Source organism: Chlamydiales bacterium (assembly GCA_016185065.1).
GTDB lineage: Bacteria > Chlamydiota > Chlamydiia > Chlamydiales > Rhabdochlamydiaceae.
In genome coordinates, this window is record JACPOL010000002.1 from 16,813 (window position 1) to 32,805 (window position 15,993).

Genomic DNA, 15,993 nt, shown 5'->3' on the forward strand with positions numbered 1-15,993 from the left:
TAATTTTATCACCTTGGATAGATTCCTAAATATAAAGGAGGAATATATGAAGCTAATTTATGAGTTCATCGGAACGTTTTTTCTCGTTCTCACTGTAGGTATGACAGTGATCGACCCAAATTCAGCAGGTGTGATGGCACCGCTTGCGATCGGTTCGGTTCTTGCTGTGATGGTATTTGCTGGTGGACACGTCTCAGGCGGCCACTATAACCCAGCAGTCTCTCTTGCTGTGTATATGCGTGGTAAGCTCAAGTCAAAAGAGCTCTTCTCTTACTGGATCGTGCAGCTGATTGCAGGTGTAGTCGCAGGCTGTTTGACCATCTATTTCAAGGGAAGCGCGCCTCAAATGGCGATGACGCCCGATGTGATGAAGGCTCTCCTTGCTGAGTTCCTCTTCACTTTTGCGCTCTGCTATGTTGTGCTTAACGTCGCAACTGCAAACGCAACTCAGGGCAACTCCTACTTCGGCTGGGCGATCGGTTTTACCGTGCTGGTTGGTGCTTATGCCGTTGGTGCTGTCTCTGGCGGAGCGTTCAATCCTGCAGTGGCTCTCGGAATCACAATCATGAATCTGAGCAGCTGGGCAAACCTCTGGATCTTCCTAGTTGGCAACTTAGCAGGCGGCGCTGTGGCAGCGCTCGTCTTCAAAGCTGCCCACAAAGGCAAGTAACATCTCTTTCTTTTTGGAGTGCGGCGACCCGGCGCCGCTTTTTTCGAGATCGACCTGGCGATCTCTCCTTAAAGAAACATCGCCGAGGCGATGTAGAGAAAAGCGGCGCCGGGTCGCCGCACTCCAAAAGAGAGAGTTTTTAGGCGTTTTTCTTTTGCGTGGCTGCTGCTTTTGCGCCAAACAGTCTGTTTGTGCAACTCTCCACAAGACTTTCGCAAGCGCTTCTTACTCCCGAGACCTTTTTTTTGAGATATCCTTCATTTTCTCGAGTCATGGAAGTTGGAAGATCGCTTTCGCAGGGGATGCGCTCGCGCTGCGAGTGCTTATAGAGAAGGTAGGTGAGCTCTCCCAGGGTGTAGACAGTTCCGCAAGCTGAAATAAATAGCGTGAGCTTGGCGCCCTTTTCAAAAGCTGTTTTATCGCTTACAAAGTGTTGGGCAGCTGCCAGGCAGATGCCTGTTCCACCTACAACAAACGCCGCTCCCTCTTTGTAGGCCCTTGCAAATAGCCTCTTTGCTCCTGCAGCTGAAAGAGCCGCAGCAGCATTCACAAATAGCAAGGTCATTACCCTGTCTTTTAAGCTTTGATTGTCTGAATCGCTGCAGTAGTCCCAAGCGAGTTCGACGCCAGATGTAACCAGGCCGCTTACAACTTCGCCATTTTGAAAATCTCTCACAGCTCTGATACCAAAGATGGTTGTAACTCCATTTTTAGCCAGTTCACTAACAGATTTAAAAGACATGAAATACTCCTTCTGAATTGAAGGAGCTTATTCCTGAGTTGAAATAAGGAGCAACTGCAGAAATTTTTAGGCTGCTTTGCGTCTGCTCTTTTTCGGGATCTTAGCGCCCGACTTGCGCGCCTGGCTAAGTGCGATGGCAACTGCTTGCTTCTGGGGTTTTCCTGCGTGAATCTCTTTGCGGATATTTGCAGAGATGCCCTTCTTTGACTTTGCAGCAGATCCTTTAATAAGCGGCATATTTAACCTACATCTTTCCTAAAATACCGATAAGTCCAATTAAGATCAGATAAACAGCCACGATGTAGTTTAGAATCGTAGGGAAGATGAGAATCAGAATACCAGCAATCAATGAGATGATTGGGTTAACCGCAGCATGCATCATCATAGAGGCCTCCTCTATTGTTAAGACCTTACTCTTACCTATAGACGAGCCCACCATTATTTAAAAATAATTTTACTTCTGAGAGGCGCTCGGAGAAGAAATGGACACAAACATCCATTTTCCCGGGCGGGTCTTCTTTTTTAAACATATGTATAACACAAAGTATTAATTATAAATTGTTTATAGTTAGAAAAAGGAGGGAAAGTAGAAATTCGCTGTAGGCTTTCCTTCAGACCTGTTATAGTGGTCGGAAGTATCAAAAAATTAAGGAAAGTCTATCTATGAAGTCAAAAAGATATGATTGGGGTGTGATTGTATTTATCGTCGGTTATCATCTTGCACTGTTAATTGGTCTGCCTATCTACTTTATAAACCACTCTCCCTCTTGGGGACTCTGCGTTACAGCGGGCGTTCTCATGTACATATCCGGCATGAGCGTGACTGCGGGCTATCACAGGCTCTACTCCCACCAGACCTATAAGATCAATCCAGTTGTGGAAGCGGTTCTCCTCTTTTTTGCAACCGTTGCAACGCAGGGTAGCGCGCTCAAGTGGGCAGCAGACCACCGCAAGCACCACGCATTCGTCGATACAGACCGCGATCCCTATTCGATCAAAAAAGGGTTTATGTACGCTCACGTGCTCTGGCTCTTTCATAAAGCCGACCCGATCGATCCCAAGATCATCGCCGACCTGAGCAAGAACCGCCTGCTGGCGTTCCAGCATAAGTATTATGGTCTGCTCATGATGCTGTGCAATGCTCTCGTATTCCTCTTTTTCGGTTACCTTTTTAATGACTACCTCAGCGCCTTTGTTTTCATCTGGGGCGTTCGCATGCTTGTGCTTCACCACTTCACCTGGTTTATTAACTCTCTTGCCCACACCTGGGGAAGTCAGAAGTTTAGCCAGGAGCACTCAGCAGTGGATAACTACCTGATGTCGATCTTCACTTTCGGCGAAGGCTACCACAACTACCACCATACGTTTGCTAGTGACTACCGCAATGGGGTGCGCTGGTTCCACTTCGATCCAACGAAGTGGCTGATCTGGACCCTTTCTAAGTTTAAACTCGCACACAACTTAAGAAGAATTAGCGGTATTCGCATCCAAGAAGCCATTATCAGCGAACAGAAGAGCGATCTAATCGAACAGGTAAAACAGTACCTTTCGACAAACCGCGCAATCGCAGAAGAGAAGATAGAAAAGCTCACAGCCGATCTGCTTGCGAAATTCGCGAGCTTCACTCAGCTTAAAGAACAGTATAAAGAGTATAAAAAAGAGCGCACAAAAGATAAAGATTCTCTGAAGCAGCTGAACCGAGAGATAAAAACTCTGAAAAAGACTCTACAAGCTGACTGGCAGGATTGGAAACGCTTTTGCAGAGATATTAGCACTTACTGTATGAACTTGGAACAGAACTAACAGTCTCCAACAAGTGGTGTTTCTTGTTCTCCAAGGTCTTCAGTTTTCTACTCGTATTAGGGGCGCTATGCGCCCTTTTTTCAGCTGCGTTTTTTTCGCAGGTCTACCACTGGGATGCGATCTGGGCGTATAGACAGGTCTTTCTGAATGGCTGGTATACGACGATCGGCCTTGCACTGGCGAGCTTGGTTTTAAGTCTGATTATTGGCGTAGTGGCAAGCCTGATGCGCCAGTCGAAACTCCTTCCGCTCCGCTACCTCTCTCAAATCTATATCGAAATCATCCGGGGAACGCCGCTTCTTGTGCAGCTTCTCTTCTTTTTTTATGTAGTTGCAGCTTCCGCGCACATTCAAAACCGCTACCTTGTCGGCGTGCTCACTCTCTCGATTTTCAGTGGGGCCTATATCGCCGAGATTTTAAGAGCTGGCATTGAAAATACGCGCAAGACTCTACTTGAATCGGCCTACTCGATCGGCCTGACAAAGCCGCAGACCTACCGTTTTGTGATCTTCCCAATCGCCTTTAGGCAGATTCTACCGCCACTTGCAGGGCAGTTCGCATCGATCATCAAGGACTCTTCTCTTCTCTCTATCCTTGGCATCAGCGAGTTCACCTATGCTGCGCAGCAGATCAGCAGCGCGACCTTCAGCACGCTTGAGTGCTACTTTCCGCTTGCGGTCGGATACCTGATTTTGACTCTGCCCATTTCGCTTTTTAGTCGTTATCTCGAGAGGCGCACAAAACATGAAGCTTAAGATTACAGACCTGAGTAAGAAGGTGGGCTCGCATGCTCTCCTCCATAAGGTCTCTGTTGATCTGGATTTTGGCGTACTCGGAATCATCGGTCCCTCGGGTGGAGGAAAGTCTACATTTTTAAGGCTGATTGCAGGTCTTGTTGAACCGACAAGCGGGGAGATCCTGCTCAATCAAAAGAGGATCCCTTTCGAAAATAACCAGGAGTTGATTAACCACCGTAGATCTCTGGGAGTGGTCTTTCAATCTTGGAATCTTTTTCCTCACCTTTCTGCGTTGGATAACATCGTGCTTCCTCTGCATGAGGTGCATGGAAATACACGTGAAGAGGCGGTAGAAAAAGGAGAGGCGCTGCTTAAGCGTTTTGGACTAGAGGCGGATGCGCATAAAAAACCGCATGAGCTCTCTGGCGGGCAGTGTCAGCGCGTTGCCATCATTCGCGCCGTAGCAAATAAACCCTTTCTACTCCTGCTCGATGAACCGACCTCTGCTCTAGACCCTTTGATGACATCAGAGGTACTCGATCTTATCGTTGAACTAAAGAAAGAGGGGATCTCTTTCCTTCTCGTTAGTCACCATATTAATTTTTTGATGAAGGTGGCAGACTCTCTCATCTTTATCGACAGGGGACTTCTCATCGAGAGTGGTTCTACAAAAGAGCTTCTCTCTCATCCAAAAGAGCCGCAGGTTGCGGATTATCTGTCGAAAGTGCTTAAGTATTAATTATGAACAGGTTTAGACCTCTTTCGAAACTCCATTTACTCGTTAAAATTGGCCTTTTCGGCATCTTTGACACAAAATTTTTCGACCATGTGTTTACACATGCTCTCAAAATTTTGCGGCAAATCTGCACAAAAAACCTCAATTTTTCCGAGCAAAGCGAATTTCGAAAGAGGTCTATTCTCGCCCTCCTTCTCTTTGCAGCTTCGTGTCTGCATGCTCAAGAGAATCCTCCGCTGCGCGTGGGGATGGAGCTCTCCTACTACCCTTTTGAATCCGTTGATGACCAGGGCAAGCCCTGGGGAGTGAGTGTCGATTTAGCAAAAGCTCTTGGCGCCTATTTAGGCCGAGAAGTGGAGATAGTCGGTACCCCATTTGTAGGTCTTATTTTTGCGCTTAAATCGAAGAAGATCGACCTTATCATCTCGTCGATGTCGGTTACGCCCGAAAGAGAGAAAGCTATCGGGTTTTCGAGTCCCTATCTCGAGACGGGTCTATGTGCGCTTATCAGTAAGAAGACAGCGGCAAGTTCCATTGATGGGCTGGATCTCACAGGCAATAAGATCGCGGTTAAGATGGGGACGACTGGCGAGGTATTTGCACGCAAATATTTTAAACAGGCTCAGGTGATCGCACTCGATCGAGAGTCGAGCTGTGTTTTAGAGGTTGTGCAAGCTAAATGCAACGCCTTCCTGTATGATCAGTTTTCGATCTTAGCCGAGTGGCAGAAATACCCTGAAGCTACGAAAGCCAATTTAAACCCCTTTGTCAAAGAGTACTGGGCGATGGGAATGCGTCTTGAAGATACCCAGCTCAAAGCACAAGCGAACTCTTTTTTAAAAGAGTTTAAAGAGAGTGGCGGCTTCCAGAAGCTCGCCGACAAGTTTTTTAAGGAGCAGCAGAAGCTCTTTGCAGAGCAGGGTGTTCCGTTTGTTTTTGATATCAAAGGATAGGTTCATGCAAAAGAAGCTCTCCTCGTTTATCTGGCACTTCGTCCGCTTGCAAAAGTGGACATTTTTAAGCATCGGCCTCGTCTCGCTATGCTGGTCTTTTGACAACGTCCTCTGGCCCTACCTGTTGAAGGTAGTCATCGATATCTTCACTAAGTATGAGGTCGAAAGAGCCGCAGCCTGGGCTGCACTTGCAACACCAGCTCTCTATGGATTGCTTCTCTGGGCAGGAATCGAGATGGGATTTCGTGCGCAGGGCTTCATGCTCATGCGGGCGATCCCCAAACTTGAAGCTGACATCCGCATGGAGATGTTCGACCATATCCAGTACCACTCACCCAAATATTTCAATGAGCACTTTGCGGGGAGTCTTGCCAATAAGATCACCGACATGACCACGCAGGTGACGCTTGTGATGCAGCAGCTGCTCACGCTCTTCTTCCCAGCTCTTCTCGGCTGTCTGCTCGGCATTATCTTCTTTGCGCGTGTTAATCTTCTCTTTGCTGGTATTCTCGCCTGCTGGATCGTGATACACTTCACGATCTGCTTCCTCTTCTCTCGCAGATGTGGAAAATTCGAGCATGTCCATGGTGAGGTGCGCAGCGAGCTTCTGGGCAAGATCGTCGATAGTTTGACCAACAACTTCGCTGTTAATCTCTTCTACCGCTTTAAATTTGAGAAGGCGCGTATTCAGACGCTTCAGACAAAAGAGCAGCAGAAGAATGTTCTTTCGAAGAAGCAGGTGGAGCTGATGCGCATCTGCATGGGAGCTGTCGCATTTACCGTGGGCGGAGTTCTAACTAACGGCTTGATGATCTATCTCTGGCTTCAAGGGAAGCTCACAACGGGAGAGGTCATCCAGATCTTCAATACGACATGGAACGTGCTGATGGTCATGTGGATCACCGGCATGGAGCTTCCAGGACTCTTTCAATCCCTTGGAATTGCAAAGCAGGCGCTCAGCGTCATGAAGGATCCAAAGGATGTGCTCGACCATCCAGATGCGAAGCCTCTTCTGGTTACAAAGGGGGAGATCGTCTTTGCCAACGTCTCATTCCACTACGGAAAGAGGAGTCTCTTTCGTAATAAAGATGTGCATATCAAGGGGGGAGAGAAGGTGGGGCTCGTCGGCTTCTCCGGAGCAGGAAAGTCGACCTTTGTCAACCTCATCTTGCGCTTCTACGCCGTAGAGACGGGTAAGATTCTGGTCGATGGGCAGGAGATCTCGAAGGTTACGCTTGAGTCTCTTCGCAGCCAGATCTCGCTGATCCCGCAAGATCCTCTCCTCTTCCACCGCTCGCTTGAGGAGAACATTCGCTTTGGGCGGATCGATGCTACAAAAGAAGAGGTCGTGGAAGCCGCACGACTTGCGCACTGTGATGAGTTTATCAAGAGACTCTCCGATGGATATGACACGCAGGTAGGGGAGAGGGGAACGAAGCTCTCCGGGGGAGAGCGCCAGCGCATAGCGATCGCAAGAGCGATGCTGGCTAAAGCCCCGATCATCCTTCTCGACGAGGCGACCTCCGCGCTGGATTCTGTCACAGAGACCTACATTCAAGAGAGCCTTGAAAAACTGATGCAAGGACGCACGACAATCGTGATCGCGCACCGCCTCTCGACGCTTGCTAAGATGGATAGGATCCTCGTCTTTGACCAGGGAAAAATTGTAGAAGAGGGAACTCACCGCAAGCTCCTAGCAAAAGGAGGCCACTATGCCAAGATGTGGCAGAAGCAGGCCGGAGGCTTCCTTCCCGATGTAGTCCCCGGAAAAGAGGAGTAGAGAGGTCTCTTATGAAGCAGCAGAAGTATCCGCATCCTTCCTGGATAGAGATCGATCTCACTCAATTTAGAAAGAATGTGATGGTCATGCGTCGTCACATCGGAGAGGCTCTTTTCTGCCTGCCTGTGAAGGCGAATGCGTATGGCCACGGCCTCTGTGAGATGGGAAGGGCAGCAGAAGAGGCGGGTCTTGACTATCTTGGCGTTGCCCACCTGCAAGAGGGGGTCGATCTGCGGAGAGCAGGAGTGAAGCTTCCGATTCTAGTGCTCGGCGCGATCCACGAAGATCAGATTCTCGATCTCATCGAGTTTAACCTCGAATTTACGATCAGTTCCAAATTCAAAGCCGATCTCGTCGCAGAAAAGTGCAAGGCCAAGGGGCTAAAGTGCAAGGTGCATCTCGAAGTAGACACCGGCATGCAGCGGACTGGAGTCCGCACAGGGACTGCGATCGATCTTTTCGAGCATCTAAAAAAACTAGAATGCTTTGAACTGGTCGGCATCTACTCGCACATAGCAACAGCCGAAAAGCCGCAGGATCCCTTTGCTTTAAAGCAGATCGAGGCCTTCACCACTCTTTTGCGACACCCCGTATTCCAGGGGGTGCCGCTCATCCGCCACCTCGCAAACTCTGGAGCGACAGCAAACTATCCTGCATCGCACCTGGATATGGTTAGACCTTCGCTCATCACCTTCGGCTATCTTCCCGAAGACGCGGCTGAAAACTTAAAAGAGATCCTCCCTTGCTTATCGCTTAAGTCGAAGGTCTCCTACTTTAAAGTTGTAGAGGCAGGTGAGGGGGTGAGCTATGGACGCTCCTACATCACTCCAAAGCGCACGCGCATCGTCACCATCCCCATTGGATATGGAGATGGGTATAGACGTTGCCTATCGAATCGTGGATCGGTGCTGATACGAGGAGAGAGGTTCCCGATCGTAGGCACGATCTGCATGGACCAGCTCATGGTAGATGTGGGGGATAAAGAGGTCCGCGTCGGCGACGAGGTTGTTCTAATCGGAAAACAAAAAAGCCAAGAGATCAGCCTCATGGAGATCTCCCGGCTCTGTGACACTATTCCCTATGAGATTCTCTGCCTTTTCAATGACAGGATTCCCCGGATCTATCTCCAAACGGGCTTATCAGGTGTTTGCACGAATACCGCGCGCTTACCCGGTTCAATAGGCCCTGGCTTATTGTTGTAAGTCTCATCTTTTGGAAAGTGTAGATCGGCTTCAGGCAGGATCTGACGGATGTACGTGCGGCATTTTGCCTGGAGTCTTTCCACCGGAATTCCATACTCTTCTTCACATACCTTGGCGATGCGTCCGAAGGGAGTTCCCATCTCATGATCATAGACCAAGCTCATGATCACTTTAGTTTTGGGGGAGTCAGCAGTTCCTTCATCCTCAAAGAGTTTGAAGGGATTCATGCCATCTGTAGAGATTCCATTCATTTCAAGACCTTTGCGTCTCATAAAGGTATCAAAGTCTCTAAAAACAGCTCGTCCAGGAACCCCATCCTTATCGATCTCAAAGCTTACATTCTGACCGTGTGCTTCAATGATGGCACCTGTTTTTAAGTAGATCTCGACCCATCCGCGGATGATTGGATAGTAGATGCTCTCAAGAACAAATGTTTCTGGATCATGATCTGACGCTTCAATGAGATTAATAAGAGTAGCGCGGGCTTCTGGGTTTCTGGTGTCTTTAGAATAGAGGCCAAAAAGAGGAAGCATAGAGTGCTTCTCTTGGATAAATGGACGAGGGATCATTTCGCGAACAAGGAAGCCGATCGAGTCTTTTTGATGGCCGTAAGAAGCTCCGAAAGACTCATGCAAAAAGGCAAATTTTGGATTTTTTACGAGATCGCTGCATCCAGAGATCGCTTTAGAGACAGCGATACTGTGATCAATTCTTGTTTTATCTAAACCTCGAACAGCTCTTGTGATGCGTAAAGGCCCAAGGCTGGTTTTAAGGCAGTGAGCAGGAGCATCTTCTTCGAGAACGAATACTGTGCGTGTAGATGCTGTAGGCGCCACTTGAACAGAAGATTTCGGATGCTTAGTGATCTCAGCCATCTTTGGAATGCTCATATCTCCACAGAGCTGAGGAAAGATAGGAAGATGAACTTCCCCTCTTTTTAGATATTTTGTAATCACGCTAAGGTCGGCATCTGGTGCGAGCACGATACTGCAGAGGTCAGAAGGGATTTTGTAGGTAGGTAGTTCATAACAAGGGAGGGGGCTGCCTGGTCTGTACGCGGAATCTACTTCGGTGTATGTCGCCAGAGGATTATTTGGACGTGGTGCGACCCCGTTTGCATAACGTTCGAAATAGAGCCAGTTAGTAAGGTGAGCCGCGCGGTTTTGAACCGATTGGGATTGATTAGATGAGAAGATAGGCTGCCGGCTAGCTGGCTTAGACTGTCCGCTGTTTCTGCTTTTTCCAATCTGTATCGATGTGTACTTTGTCTTCTGGTTACGTGCCAGAGGAGTTCTTTGGCTTAAAACTATGCCGGCGCCCCTTGCTGCTGGTCTTCTGCATGCTGATAATGACATAAAGCATCCTTTTTTATAATTAAAAAACTTTTAATGTATTTTATATTAATTCTTTATTAATATCAATTTTAAAATTGATTTAATATATATAATTATGCAAATTACTTGTTATTAATAAGTTAGTTGCAGCTGGAGCAGGTGCCGTTTGTGACGGCATTGGTGGGGATAAGGACCGTCCCTACGTTGCTTGGATCTACCACCGCGTTAAAGGCAGGAGGAGGAGCATTGTTGACGAGGATGTAGCCTGGGTTGATATTTGGGGTGATGGCCGTATTCTCCGTGAGTGTTACGCAAACGGGGCCGGATAGCGCGTTATTTAAGGTTCTAAAGGCTCCATTGCCTGCGGTGACGCCAGGAGCCAAGGTAATGGTATTCTCTTCGAGGTTGACGCATAGTAGGCCGGAAGACGCATTTGAGGAGATGTCGATACCTGCCGCGACGCTTGCTAAACCGGGGAGATTAAGAGTGTTGCCTACAATGTTTAAAGAGAATCTTCCTGCTTGGGTGGTGGTAGTTTGGATAGCAGCAATCGCTCCTGCCATTGTTGCAGGCATATCAATCAAGTTGTTTGTAATGCTCACATCTAAGTTAGATGCGACGTTATGATCGATGGTAATGCCTAAAGAGACTCCAGGAAGGGTTTGCGAAGAGAGAGTGTTGGAGTCGATATCAACCGAACTTGAGGTTAGGTTTTGCAGCACAATAGCTCTTGAGAGTCCAGATGCGCTATCTGTACCCGAAAAGAGGTTGCGGTTGATTGTGATCTCGGCCTGGGAGTTATTTGTAAAATATGTGCCAAAGGTAACTGTTGTTGAGCGACTCTGAATCGTATTATCGCTGATGATCACTCTTCCAAGATTGCTATTTCCGTCTAACAGAATACAATCTCCTGCTGCTATGCCCCCAGAGATAATTGTATTATGAGTGATGAGTGCGTTTGTGATCTCCTGACCGCTAGCGCCAGGACTGGTGCCTCCAGCTATGCCCGCTGAGTTTGTACTCTCGTTGATTGTAAAGCCGGAGACCTCGTTATTGCTTGCGAGTTTCACTACGTTAGTTACTCCAGAGGCGTTGCTGATGCTAGGTGGGTTAGAGGTAAAACGCGGGGTCTCTACACTTCCCAAAGTTGTAGTAAACTGGTGGTTGATTGCCGAACCGAGCAGCCTCTGGTTGTTTTTTAACAGTATGCCAGCGTCCATTCCCGTGTCTGTCCCGTCGCCAGGAAAGACGTAGATGACATCGTTTACATGAGAAGCATTCTGCGCATCTGCAAGCGTGTTGTAAGGAGATTCAAAAGTTCCATTCGAGTGGCTGGTATTATCCACAAAGATGAAGAAGAAGGGGTCGTTCGTATCGGGATTGATCGCGGTGCTAAGTTTACGCTTTCTATCTACAACGATGATCTCATTGCGATCGACGGGCTGCATTGCCACGGCATAGAGAGCTTGAGTGTCTGAGCAGGATCTGCCGCGCGATTTAACAGCGTGATTCTTTGGGCCGAAAGGGTAGGTGAGGCGTAGCTCTCCTTGTACGATGCCTTTGAAGACAGAGTCGTAGGAGCCGTTTACAGATACGCCTAGATACTTGTGCAGCATCACGCGCGCTCTTGCTTCGCCTCCAATTGCGTTCTTGCCTTCGCCTTCGAAGTAGTAGGGGCCTGCTGCGATGTAGCAGCTCATGCCCTTCGGCATCTCGATATGCACTCCGGCCTCGCCGTTCACGCCTTTCATGGCAAATTCTCGCTTTGCTTGAAGGATCATGCTATTGCCTTCAAACTCGTGGAACTTCACATGGTAGAGGCGGCTCGCCTTCTTACCGACGGGCAGGTAGCCATTCAGTCTAAAGTCCCACACCTTGCCGAGTGATTCGAGCCCAACGCTTACCTGGTTGTAGTGGAAGCGCTCTGTGCGGCGGTAGTCGTAATAGCTGTTAATGCCCCAGACTCTAGAAGAGATGAAGCGCGCGCCAAGACCAGCGTTTGCTGCCAGTTTTCCATTGTTGAAGACGTGGCCCCTTAGATCGAGAAAAGGGATGAGGCAGGTGTCGAGACTTTTAGGTGTAGTAAAAAAACCTTCCACCGTCGTGTAGCCCTGCTGGTAACCCACGCCTTTTGATTCGATGTGGCGTGCGCCCACATTATAGGGCTTAACTTCGGTCTGGCACAGAGCTTCAGATTCAGCCTTGTCCGCCCATAACGCTGGGAGGTATACGCCAGTGAGGCAAAGGGTAGTAAAAGCCGCGAGTAGGCTGGTTCTGTTTTTAAGCATTTCTTTTTCATATACCTTGATTTTTTTTAATAAAACAAAATTATGCTTTACTTGCCCGCATTATTTTAGTAGATGTTGAAAATGAAGCACTATGTAATGTGGAGAGGTCCATGAATATCAAAAGAATTATCGGAATCGTTGTGATGCTGGTTGGCGTTGCAGCAATTCTCTATGCGCTCAATGCAAGCGGCCGCATCGCGGAAGCGAAAGGCAACATCGAGATGGCAACGAGCCAGATGCCAAAAGATGCGACGAGTGAGCTTATCGGTGGCATCTTGAAGAGCAAGGCGAGCCAGTACGACTCACAAGTTCTAGCTCTTCTCATCGGTGGAATTGCACTTGTAGTGGTCGGTGGTGCAGTTGCAATCTGCTGTGGTAGAAAGAAAAGACGTTAGTCTCTTCTTTTTAAGAAGTCGATCGCAACCTGGGCAAACTCATCAGGCCTCTCAATGAGAGTCATGTGGGCCTGGTTTTCGAATAGGAAGAGCTGACTTCTAGGAATGCTATTTGCCAGTGCAAAGAGCTCTTTTGGAGCGCAGAGGAGATCCTCCTCTCCGCCGATCAGAAGGGTTTGCGCGCTGATTTTATGTATCTTCTCTCTTGCATCAAAATTCATAAGAGCTTGCAGCTGTCTGCGCTGACCTACTAGGGACTGATGGTGTGGATTTCGCATAGAAAGGTCTATCATCTTCGCCACATTCTCTCCTCCTTGCAGAAAAGGTGCGGAGAAGAGCCAGGGGGCCATTCCTTCAAGGATGTTCTCGTCTGTAATGCCAAGATTCCTGAGCTTTACGAAAAAGTTGCATACCATTGTTGAAATAGGTGAGAACTTCGCAGAGGAGTTTGCGATCACTAATTTATCTACTCTATCGGGATGGGTAAAGGCGAGCTGCTGTGCAATCGATCCGCCCAGTGAGTGGCCCAGAACGTGGCAGCGTCCGAATTTTGCCGCATCTAGCACGCCAATCAGATCTTCTGCCATCTCTTCAACAGTATAGGGCAGGTCTGGGCTTTCGCTGCGTCCTGCTCCGCGATTATCAAAAATCAGTACGTTAAAGTGGTTAGCAAATAGAGGAAGAGTGCGAACCCACTGGCTGATATCGCAGGCATAGCCAGCAATGAGAACAAGTGGCTCACCCTTTCCGTGTAGCTCGTAGTAGAAGCTGCTCTTGTTGACCTTAACATTTGGCATGAACCTATCCGCAAATAATAAGTTTTAGAGTTTTGATGGATTTTTCGTCAGATTTTTGTGCTGCTTCGTAGGACATACTTAAACAAGTAGACCAAGAAGCAGCACGAAGATATGGCGAAAAAGGAGCAAAAGGCAAAAATTTAGAATTTGCGGATAGGTTCATAAGAAAAAAATACCCCAGCCCTTCTTAAGCAGCAATAAATTCTTTAAAGAAGAAGAGAGCCCGCAGAAGAAGTGGACGAGATGGACAAGGAGTGGACAGGAGGTGGACGAAGTGGACGGGCGGGCAAGAGGGAGGGGAAAGAATTCTTTCTTCAGCGCGTGTCCACTTCGTCCACCTCGTCCACTTACGTCCATCTCTTCTCCGAGCGCTCTTTTCAAAGAGCGGCTTGGCCGGCGAGGAAGGCGGTGGTCCAGGCGTTCTGGAAGTTGAAGCCACCGGTAATGCCATCGATGTCGAGGATCTCGCCTGCGAAGAAGAGGCCTGGACAGATCTTGCTCTCCATCGTCTTGAAGTTGACCTCTTTTAAGGTCACGCCTCCGCAAGTGACAAACTCCTCTTTGTTTGTTGTCTTTCCATCTACTTGATAGATGTCTTCGTGCAGTTTTGCCGCAAGATTCTGCAGCTCTTTATTGGGGATGTCAGAGAGACGTCTAAAAAGCAGCTCGTTCTCTTGCTGTTCGATAAGCGCTTTCCAGAGGTTCTTGGGAAGATGGAAAGGGCTCTCAGTGTCGAGATTTTTCTGCGGAAAATCTCTCTTAAATTTCACGAGATGGGCAAGCGCTTCTTCTTGGGAGAGGTCGGGCAGCCAGTTAATTGCGAGTTCCACTTTATATCCCTTCTCGTACAGATCTCTTGCGCCCCACGCCGATAGCTTAAGAGCAGCAGGTCCGCTAAAGCCAAAGTGGGTAATTAGCAGCGGGCCTCTCTGTGAAAGAGTTGTGCCTCGGATTTTGAGCTCTGCAGATTTAACAGCCACGCCACTAAGCTCTTTGAGGGGTGAGGTCGGCACGTTGAAAGTAAAAAGAGAGGGGACGGGAGCTTGAATAGTATGGCCAAGCTGCTGAGCCCAGGCGTGTCCGTCAGCCCCGCTTCCGGTAGCTAGGAGGAGGTGCTTGCACACAAACTTCTCCTCATTGACTAGAAGCTCAAAACCCTCTTCTGTTTTAGCGATGCTCTGAATTCTATGCCTGAGTAGGATCTCGACTCCGAGAGTTTTCGCTTCATTTAAGAGACATTCGATGATCGTCTCTGATCTATCTGAAACAGGAAAAATTCTTCCATCCGATTCCGTTTTAAGTTTAACGCCGCGGGATTCAAACCAGTCGATCGTATCGCGTGGCTGAAAGGTGTGGAAGGGGCCGACCAGCTCCCTTGCTCCACGAGGATAGTTGCCAGATAGCTGTTTGGGATCGAAACAGGAGTGGGTGACGTTGCATCTGCCGCCACCTGAAACGCGGACTTTGGAGAGTAGGACCGCGCTCTTTTCGAGCAGCGTTACCTGCGCGGAGGGGTTCTGGGTTTTAGCGCAGATCGCAGCAAATACTCCGGCGGCACCGCCGCCAACTACAATTAAATCTCTTCTATTCATAGGCAGAAGAATTATAGGTGAACCCCTCTTCAAAAGCAAATAAGTTAAAATAATTTCTTGACTGTAGCTGTTAGGAGCTGTTAGCAGTAAGAAAAGTCTAGGGAGGCTTTATGTTGAGTTGGGCTCTTATCTTTTTTATCGTCGCAATTGTTGCGGCAATCTTTGGATTCACAGGAATTGCACAGGGTGCGATTTCGATTGCGCGTATTCTCTTCTTCCTCTTCTTGGTCCTCTTCTTAATCTCGCTGGTTATGGGACTCATGCAATCTCCGGCGCCAATGTGAGCAGCATGAAAAAGTGGATTGTAACGCTGCTATTATGCTCAGGTTTGCAGTGCAGCCTGAGCGCTGCCTCTAGTGAGCCTACGGCTCCTAAGCTGGCTCTTGAGAGATTAATTGAGGGCAATAAGCGCTTCTATAAAGACAAGTCGGAGCATCCGAATAGAACTGAGGAGAGGCGACTTGAAACAGCTGGAGGGCAGCACCCTTACGCGATCATTCTGGGCTGTTCCGATTCGCGGGTTGCGCCTGAAATTATCTTCGACGAAGGAATCGGGGATCTCTTCATCGTAAGAGTTGCTGGCAATGTGCTCGGGCCCATCGGAATGGAGAGCATCCACTACTCGGCTATCTACTTAAACTCTGCAATTATTGTGGTTTTGGGACACGAGTCTTGCGGTGCCGTGCAAGCGGTCCTCAACAACAACACAAAAGATATCGAAACGATCGCAACTCAGATTAAAGAAGCGGCTGATAGGACCAAGGGGCAGGGCGATCTCCGTTTGGAAAACACGATTAAATTGAATGCAAAAATGATGGTTCAGCAGCTTAAAAACGACCCTGTCTTAAGCGATCTCATCAAGAAGAAGAAGCTGGATATTGTAGGGGGTTACTACGACTTCCATACCGGTAAAGTCGAAATCCTTACGCCAGGCCTCTAGTATCTTCTTAAAAATCAGATGGTT

The 15,993-nt window shown here is 48.4% G+C and carries 17 protein-coding genes; 10 read left to right on the forward strand and 7 right to left on the reverse strand.

The annotated features are described in order from the left end of the window. Positions 1–46: 46 nt before the first annotated feature. The gene (locus HYX48_00655) at positions 47–670 is read left to right on the forward strand and encodes an aquaporin (protein MBI2742413.1); all 624 of its coding nucleotides are present in this window, start codon (positions 47–49) and stop codon (positions 668–670) included. A gap of 139 nt (positions 671–809) precedes the next feature. Here HYX48_00655 and HYX48_00660 read toward each other — a convergent pair whose 3' ends face one another. From HYX48_00660 to HYX48_00670, 3 genes are all read right to left on the reverse strand, one after another. Then, the gene (locus HYX48_00660; GenBank protein ID MBI2742414.1) at positions 810–1,412 is read right to left on the reverse strand and encodes a hypothetical protein; all 603 of its coding nucleotides are present in this window, start codon (positions 1,410–1,412) and stop codon (positions 810–812) included. Between the two features lie 66 nt (positions 1,413–1,478). Continuing rightward, complete coding sequence (locus HYX48_00665; protein MBI2742415.1) at positions 1,479–1,649, reverse strand: hypothetical protein; 171 nt, start codon at positions 1,647–1,649, stop codon at positions 1,479–1,481. Positions 1,650–1,656: 7 nt separating this feature from the next. After that, a complete protein-coding gene (locus HYX48_00670; GenBank protein MBI2742416.1) occupies positions 1,657–1,797 on the reverse strand; it encodes a DUF3096 domain-containing protein in 141 nt (46 codons plus the stop codon). A gap of 278 nt (positions 1,798–2,075) precedes the next feature. Between HYX48_00670 and HYX48_00675 the strand changes: the two genes are divergently transcribed. Genes HYX48_00675 through alr form a run of 6 tightly spaced genes read left to right on the forward strand, consistent with a single transcriptional unit; the run spans position 2,076 to position 8,623 of the window. After that, complete coding sequence (locus HYX48_00675) at positions 2,076–3,215, forward strand: fatty acid desaturase (GenBank protein ID MBI2742417.1); 1,140 nt, start codon at positions 2,076–2,078, stop codon at positions 3,213–3,215. 23 nt (positions 3,216–3,238) lie between these two features. Continuing rightward, a complete protein-coding gene (locus tag HYX48_00680; GenBank protein ID MBI2742418.1) occupies positions 3,239–3,970 on the forward strand; it encodes an amino acid ABC transporter permease in 732 nt (243 codons plus the stop codon). Next, entirely contained in the window at positions 3,960–4,691 is a 732-nt protein-coding gene (locus HYX48_00685; GenBank protein ID MBI2742419.1) for an amino acid ABC transporter ATP-binding protein, read from the forward strand. Before HYX48_00680 ends, HYX48_00685 begins: the two co-directional genes overlap by 11 nt. Before the next feature lie 2 nt (positions 4,692–4,693). After that, positions 4,694–5,641, forward strand: coding sequence for a transporter substrate-binding domain-containing protein (locus tag HYX48_00690; protein MBI2742420.1), 948 nt, complete (start codon positions 4,694–4,696; stop codon positions 5,639–5,641). A gap of 4 nt (positions 5,642–5,645) precedes the next feature. Beyond that, entirely contained in the window at positions 5,646–7,421 is a 1,776-nt protein-coding gene (locus HYX48_00695; GenBank protein ID MBI2742421.1) for an ABC transporter ATP-binding protein, read from the forward strand. Positions 7,422–7,432: 11 nt separating this feature from the next. Continuing rightward, on the forward strand, positions 7,433–8,623 hold the full coding sequence (gene alr / locus HYX48_00700; protein MBI2742422.1) for an alanine racemase: 1,191 nt from the start codon (positions 7,433–7,435) through the stop codon (positions 8,621–8,623). Here alr and HYX48_00705 read toward each other — a convergent pair. Together HYX48_00705 and HYX48_00710 are read right to left on the reverse strand one after the other, a co-directional pair. Further along, the gene (locus HYX48_00705) at positions 8,542–9,978 is read right to left on the reverse strand and encodes a hypothetical protein (GenBank protein ID MBI2742423.1); all 1,437 of its coding nucleotides are present in this window, start codon (positions 9,976–9,978) and stop codon (positions 8,542–8,544) included. The two genes, alr and HYX48_00705, sit on opposite strands and share 82 nt — an antisense overlap. A 119-nt stretch (positions 9,979–10,097) precedes the next feature. Continuing rightward, positions 10,098–12,245: an inverse autotransporter beta domain-containing protein gene (locus HYX48_00710; GenBank protein ID MBI2742424.1), complete on the reverse strand. Its 2,148-nt coding sequence runs from the start codon at positions 12,243–12,245 to the stop codon at positions 10,098–10,100. Positions 12,246–12,355: 110 nt separating this feature from the next. Here HYX48_00710 and HYX48_00715 point away from each other — a divergent pair, with 110 nt between their 5' ends. Next, positions 12,356–12,640 (forward strand): hypothetical protein, encoded by a 285-nt coding sequence (locus HYX48_00715; protein MBI2742425.1) that lies wholly within the window; start codon positions 12,356–12,358, stop codon positions 12,638–12,640. Here the strand turns inward: HYX48_00715 and HYX48_00720 are convergent. Both HYX48_00720 and HYX48_00725 read right to left on the reverse strand, forming a co-directional pair. Then, positions 12,637–13,437, reverse strand: a complete 801-nt coding sequence (locus tag HYX48_00720) for an alpha/beta fold hydrolase (GenBank protein MBI2742426.1) — start codon at positions 13,435–13,437, stop codon at positions 12,637–12,639. The genes HYX48_00715 and HYX48_00720 overlap by 4 nt on opposite strands. A 377-nt stretch (positions 13,438–13,814) precedes the next feature. After that, positions 13,815–15,029, reverse strand: a complete 1,215-nt coding sequence (locus tag HYX48_00725) for an NAD(P)/FAD-dependent oxidoreductase (protein MBI2742427.1) — start codon at positions 15,027–15,029, stop codon at positions 13,815–13,817. 110 nt (positions 15,030–15,139) lie between these two features. Between HYX48_00725 and HYX48_00730 the strand changes: the two genes are divergently transcribed. Beyond that, on the forward strand, positions 15,140–15,313 hold the full coding sequence (locus HYX48_00730; GenBank protein ID MBI2742428.1) for a DUF1328 domain-containing protein: 174 nt from the start codon (positions 15,140–15,142) through the stop codon (positions 15,311–15,313). 5 nt (positions 15,314–15,318) lie between these two features. Then, on the forward strand, positions 15,319–15,969 hold the full coding sequence (locus tag HYX48_00735; protein MBI2742429.1) for a carbonic anhydrase: 651 nt from the start codon (positions 15,319–15,321) through the stop codon (positions 15,967–15,969). The last annotated feature ends 24 nt before the right edge of the window (positions 15,970–15,993 follow it).

Coding starts and splice junctions, on each gene's coding strand:
- HYX48_00710 (MBI2742424.1), bottom strand. CDS start 12,245: ATGCTTAAAAACAGAACCAGCCTACTCGCGGCTTTTACTACCCTTTGC.
- HYX48_00675 (MBI2742417.1), top strand. CDS start 2,076: ATGAAGTCAAAAAGATATGATTGGGGTGTGATTGTATTTATCGTCGGT.
- alr (MBI2742422.1), top strand. CDS start 7,433: ATGAAGCAGCAGAAGTATCCGCATCCTTCCTGGATAGAGATCGATCTC.
- HYX48_00655 (MBI2742413.1), top strand. CDS start 47: ATGAAGCTAATTTATGAGTTCATCGGAACGTTTTTTCTCGTTCTCACT.
- HYX48_00685 (MBI2742419.1), top strand. CDS start 3,960: ATGAAGCTTAAGATTACAGACCTGAGTAAGAAGGTGGGCTCGCATGCT.
- HYX48_00725 (MBI2742427.1), bottom strand. CDS start 15,029: ATGAATAGAAGAGATTTAATTGTAGTTGGCGGCGGTGCCGCCGGAGTA.
- HYX48_00690 (MBI2742420.1), top strand. CDS start 4,694: ATGAACAGGTTTAGACCTCTTTCGAAACTCCATTTACTCGTTAAAATT.
- HYX48_00660 (MBI2742414.1), bottom strand. CDS start 1,412: ATGTCTTTTAAATCTGTTAGTGAACTGGCTAAAAATGGAGTTACAACC.
- HYX48_00665 (MBI2742415.1), bottom strand. CDS start 1,649: ATGCCGCTTATTAAAGGATCTGCTGCAAAGTCAAAGAAGGGCATCTCT.
- HYX48_00730 (MBI2742428.1), top strand. CDS start 15,140: ATGTTGAGTTGGGCTCTTATCTTTTTTATCGTCGCAATTGTTGCGGCA.
- HYX48_00735 (MBI2742429.1), top strand. CDS start 15,319: ATGAAAAAGTGGATTGTAACGCTGCTATTATGCTCAGGTTTGCAGTGC.
- HYX48_00705 (MBI2742423.1), bottom strand. CDS start 9,978: ATGTCATTATCAGCATGCAGAAGACCAGCAGCAAGGGGCGCCGGCATA.
- HYX48_00695 (MBI2742421.1), top strand. CDS start 5,646: ATGCAAAAGAAGCTCTCCTCGTTTATCTGGCACTTCGTCCGCTTGCAA.
- HYX48_00715 (MBI2742425.1), top strand. CDS start 12,356: ATGAATATCAAAAGAATTATCGGAATCGTTGTGATGCTGGTTGGCGTT.
- HYX48_00720 (MBI2742426.1), bottom strand. CDS start 13,437: ATGCCAAATGTTAAGGTCAACAAGAGCAGCTTCTACTACGAGCTACAC.
- HYX48_00670 (MBI2742416.1), bottom strand. CDS start 1,797: ATGATGATGCATGCTGCGGTTAACCCAATCATCTCATTGATTGCTGGT.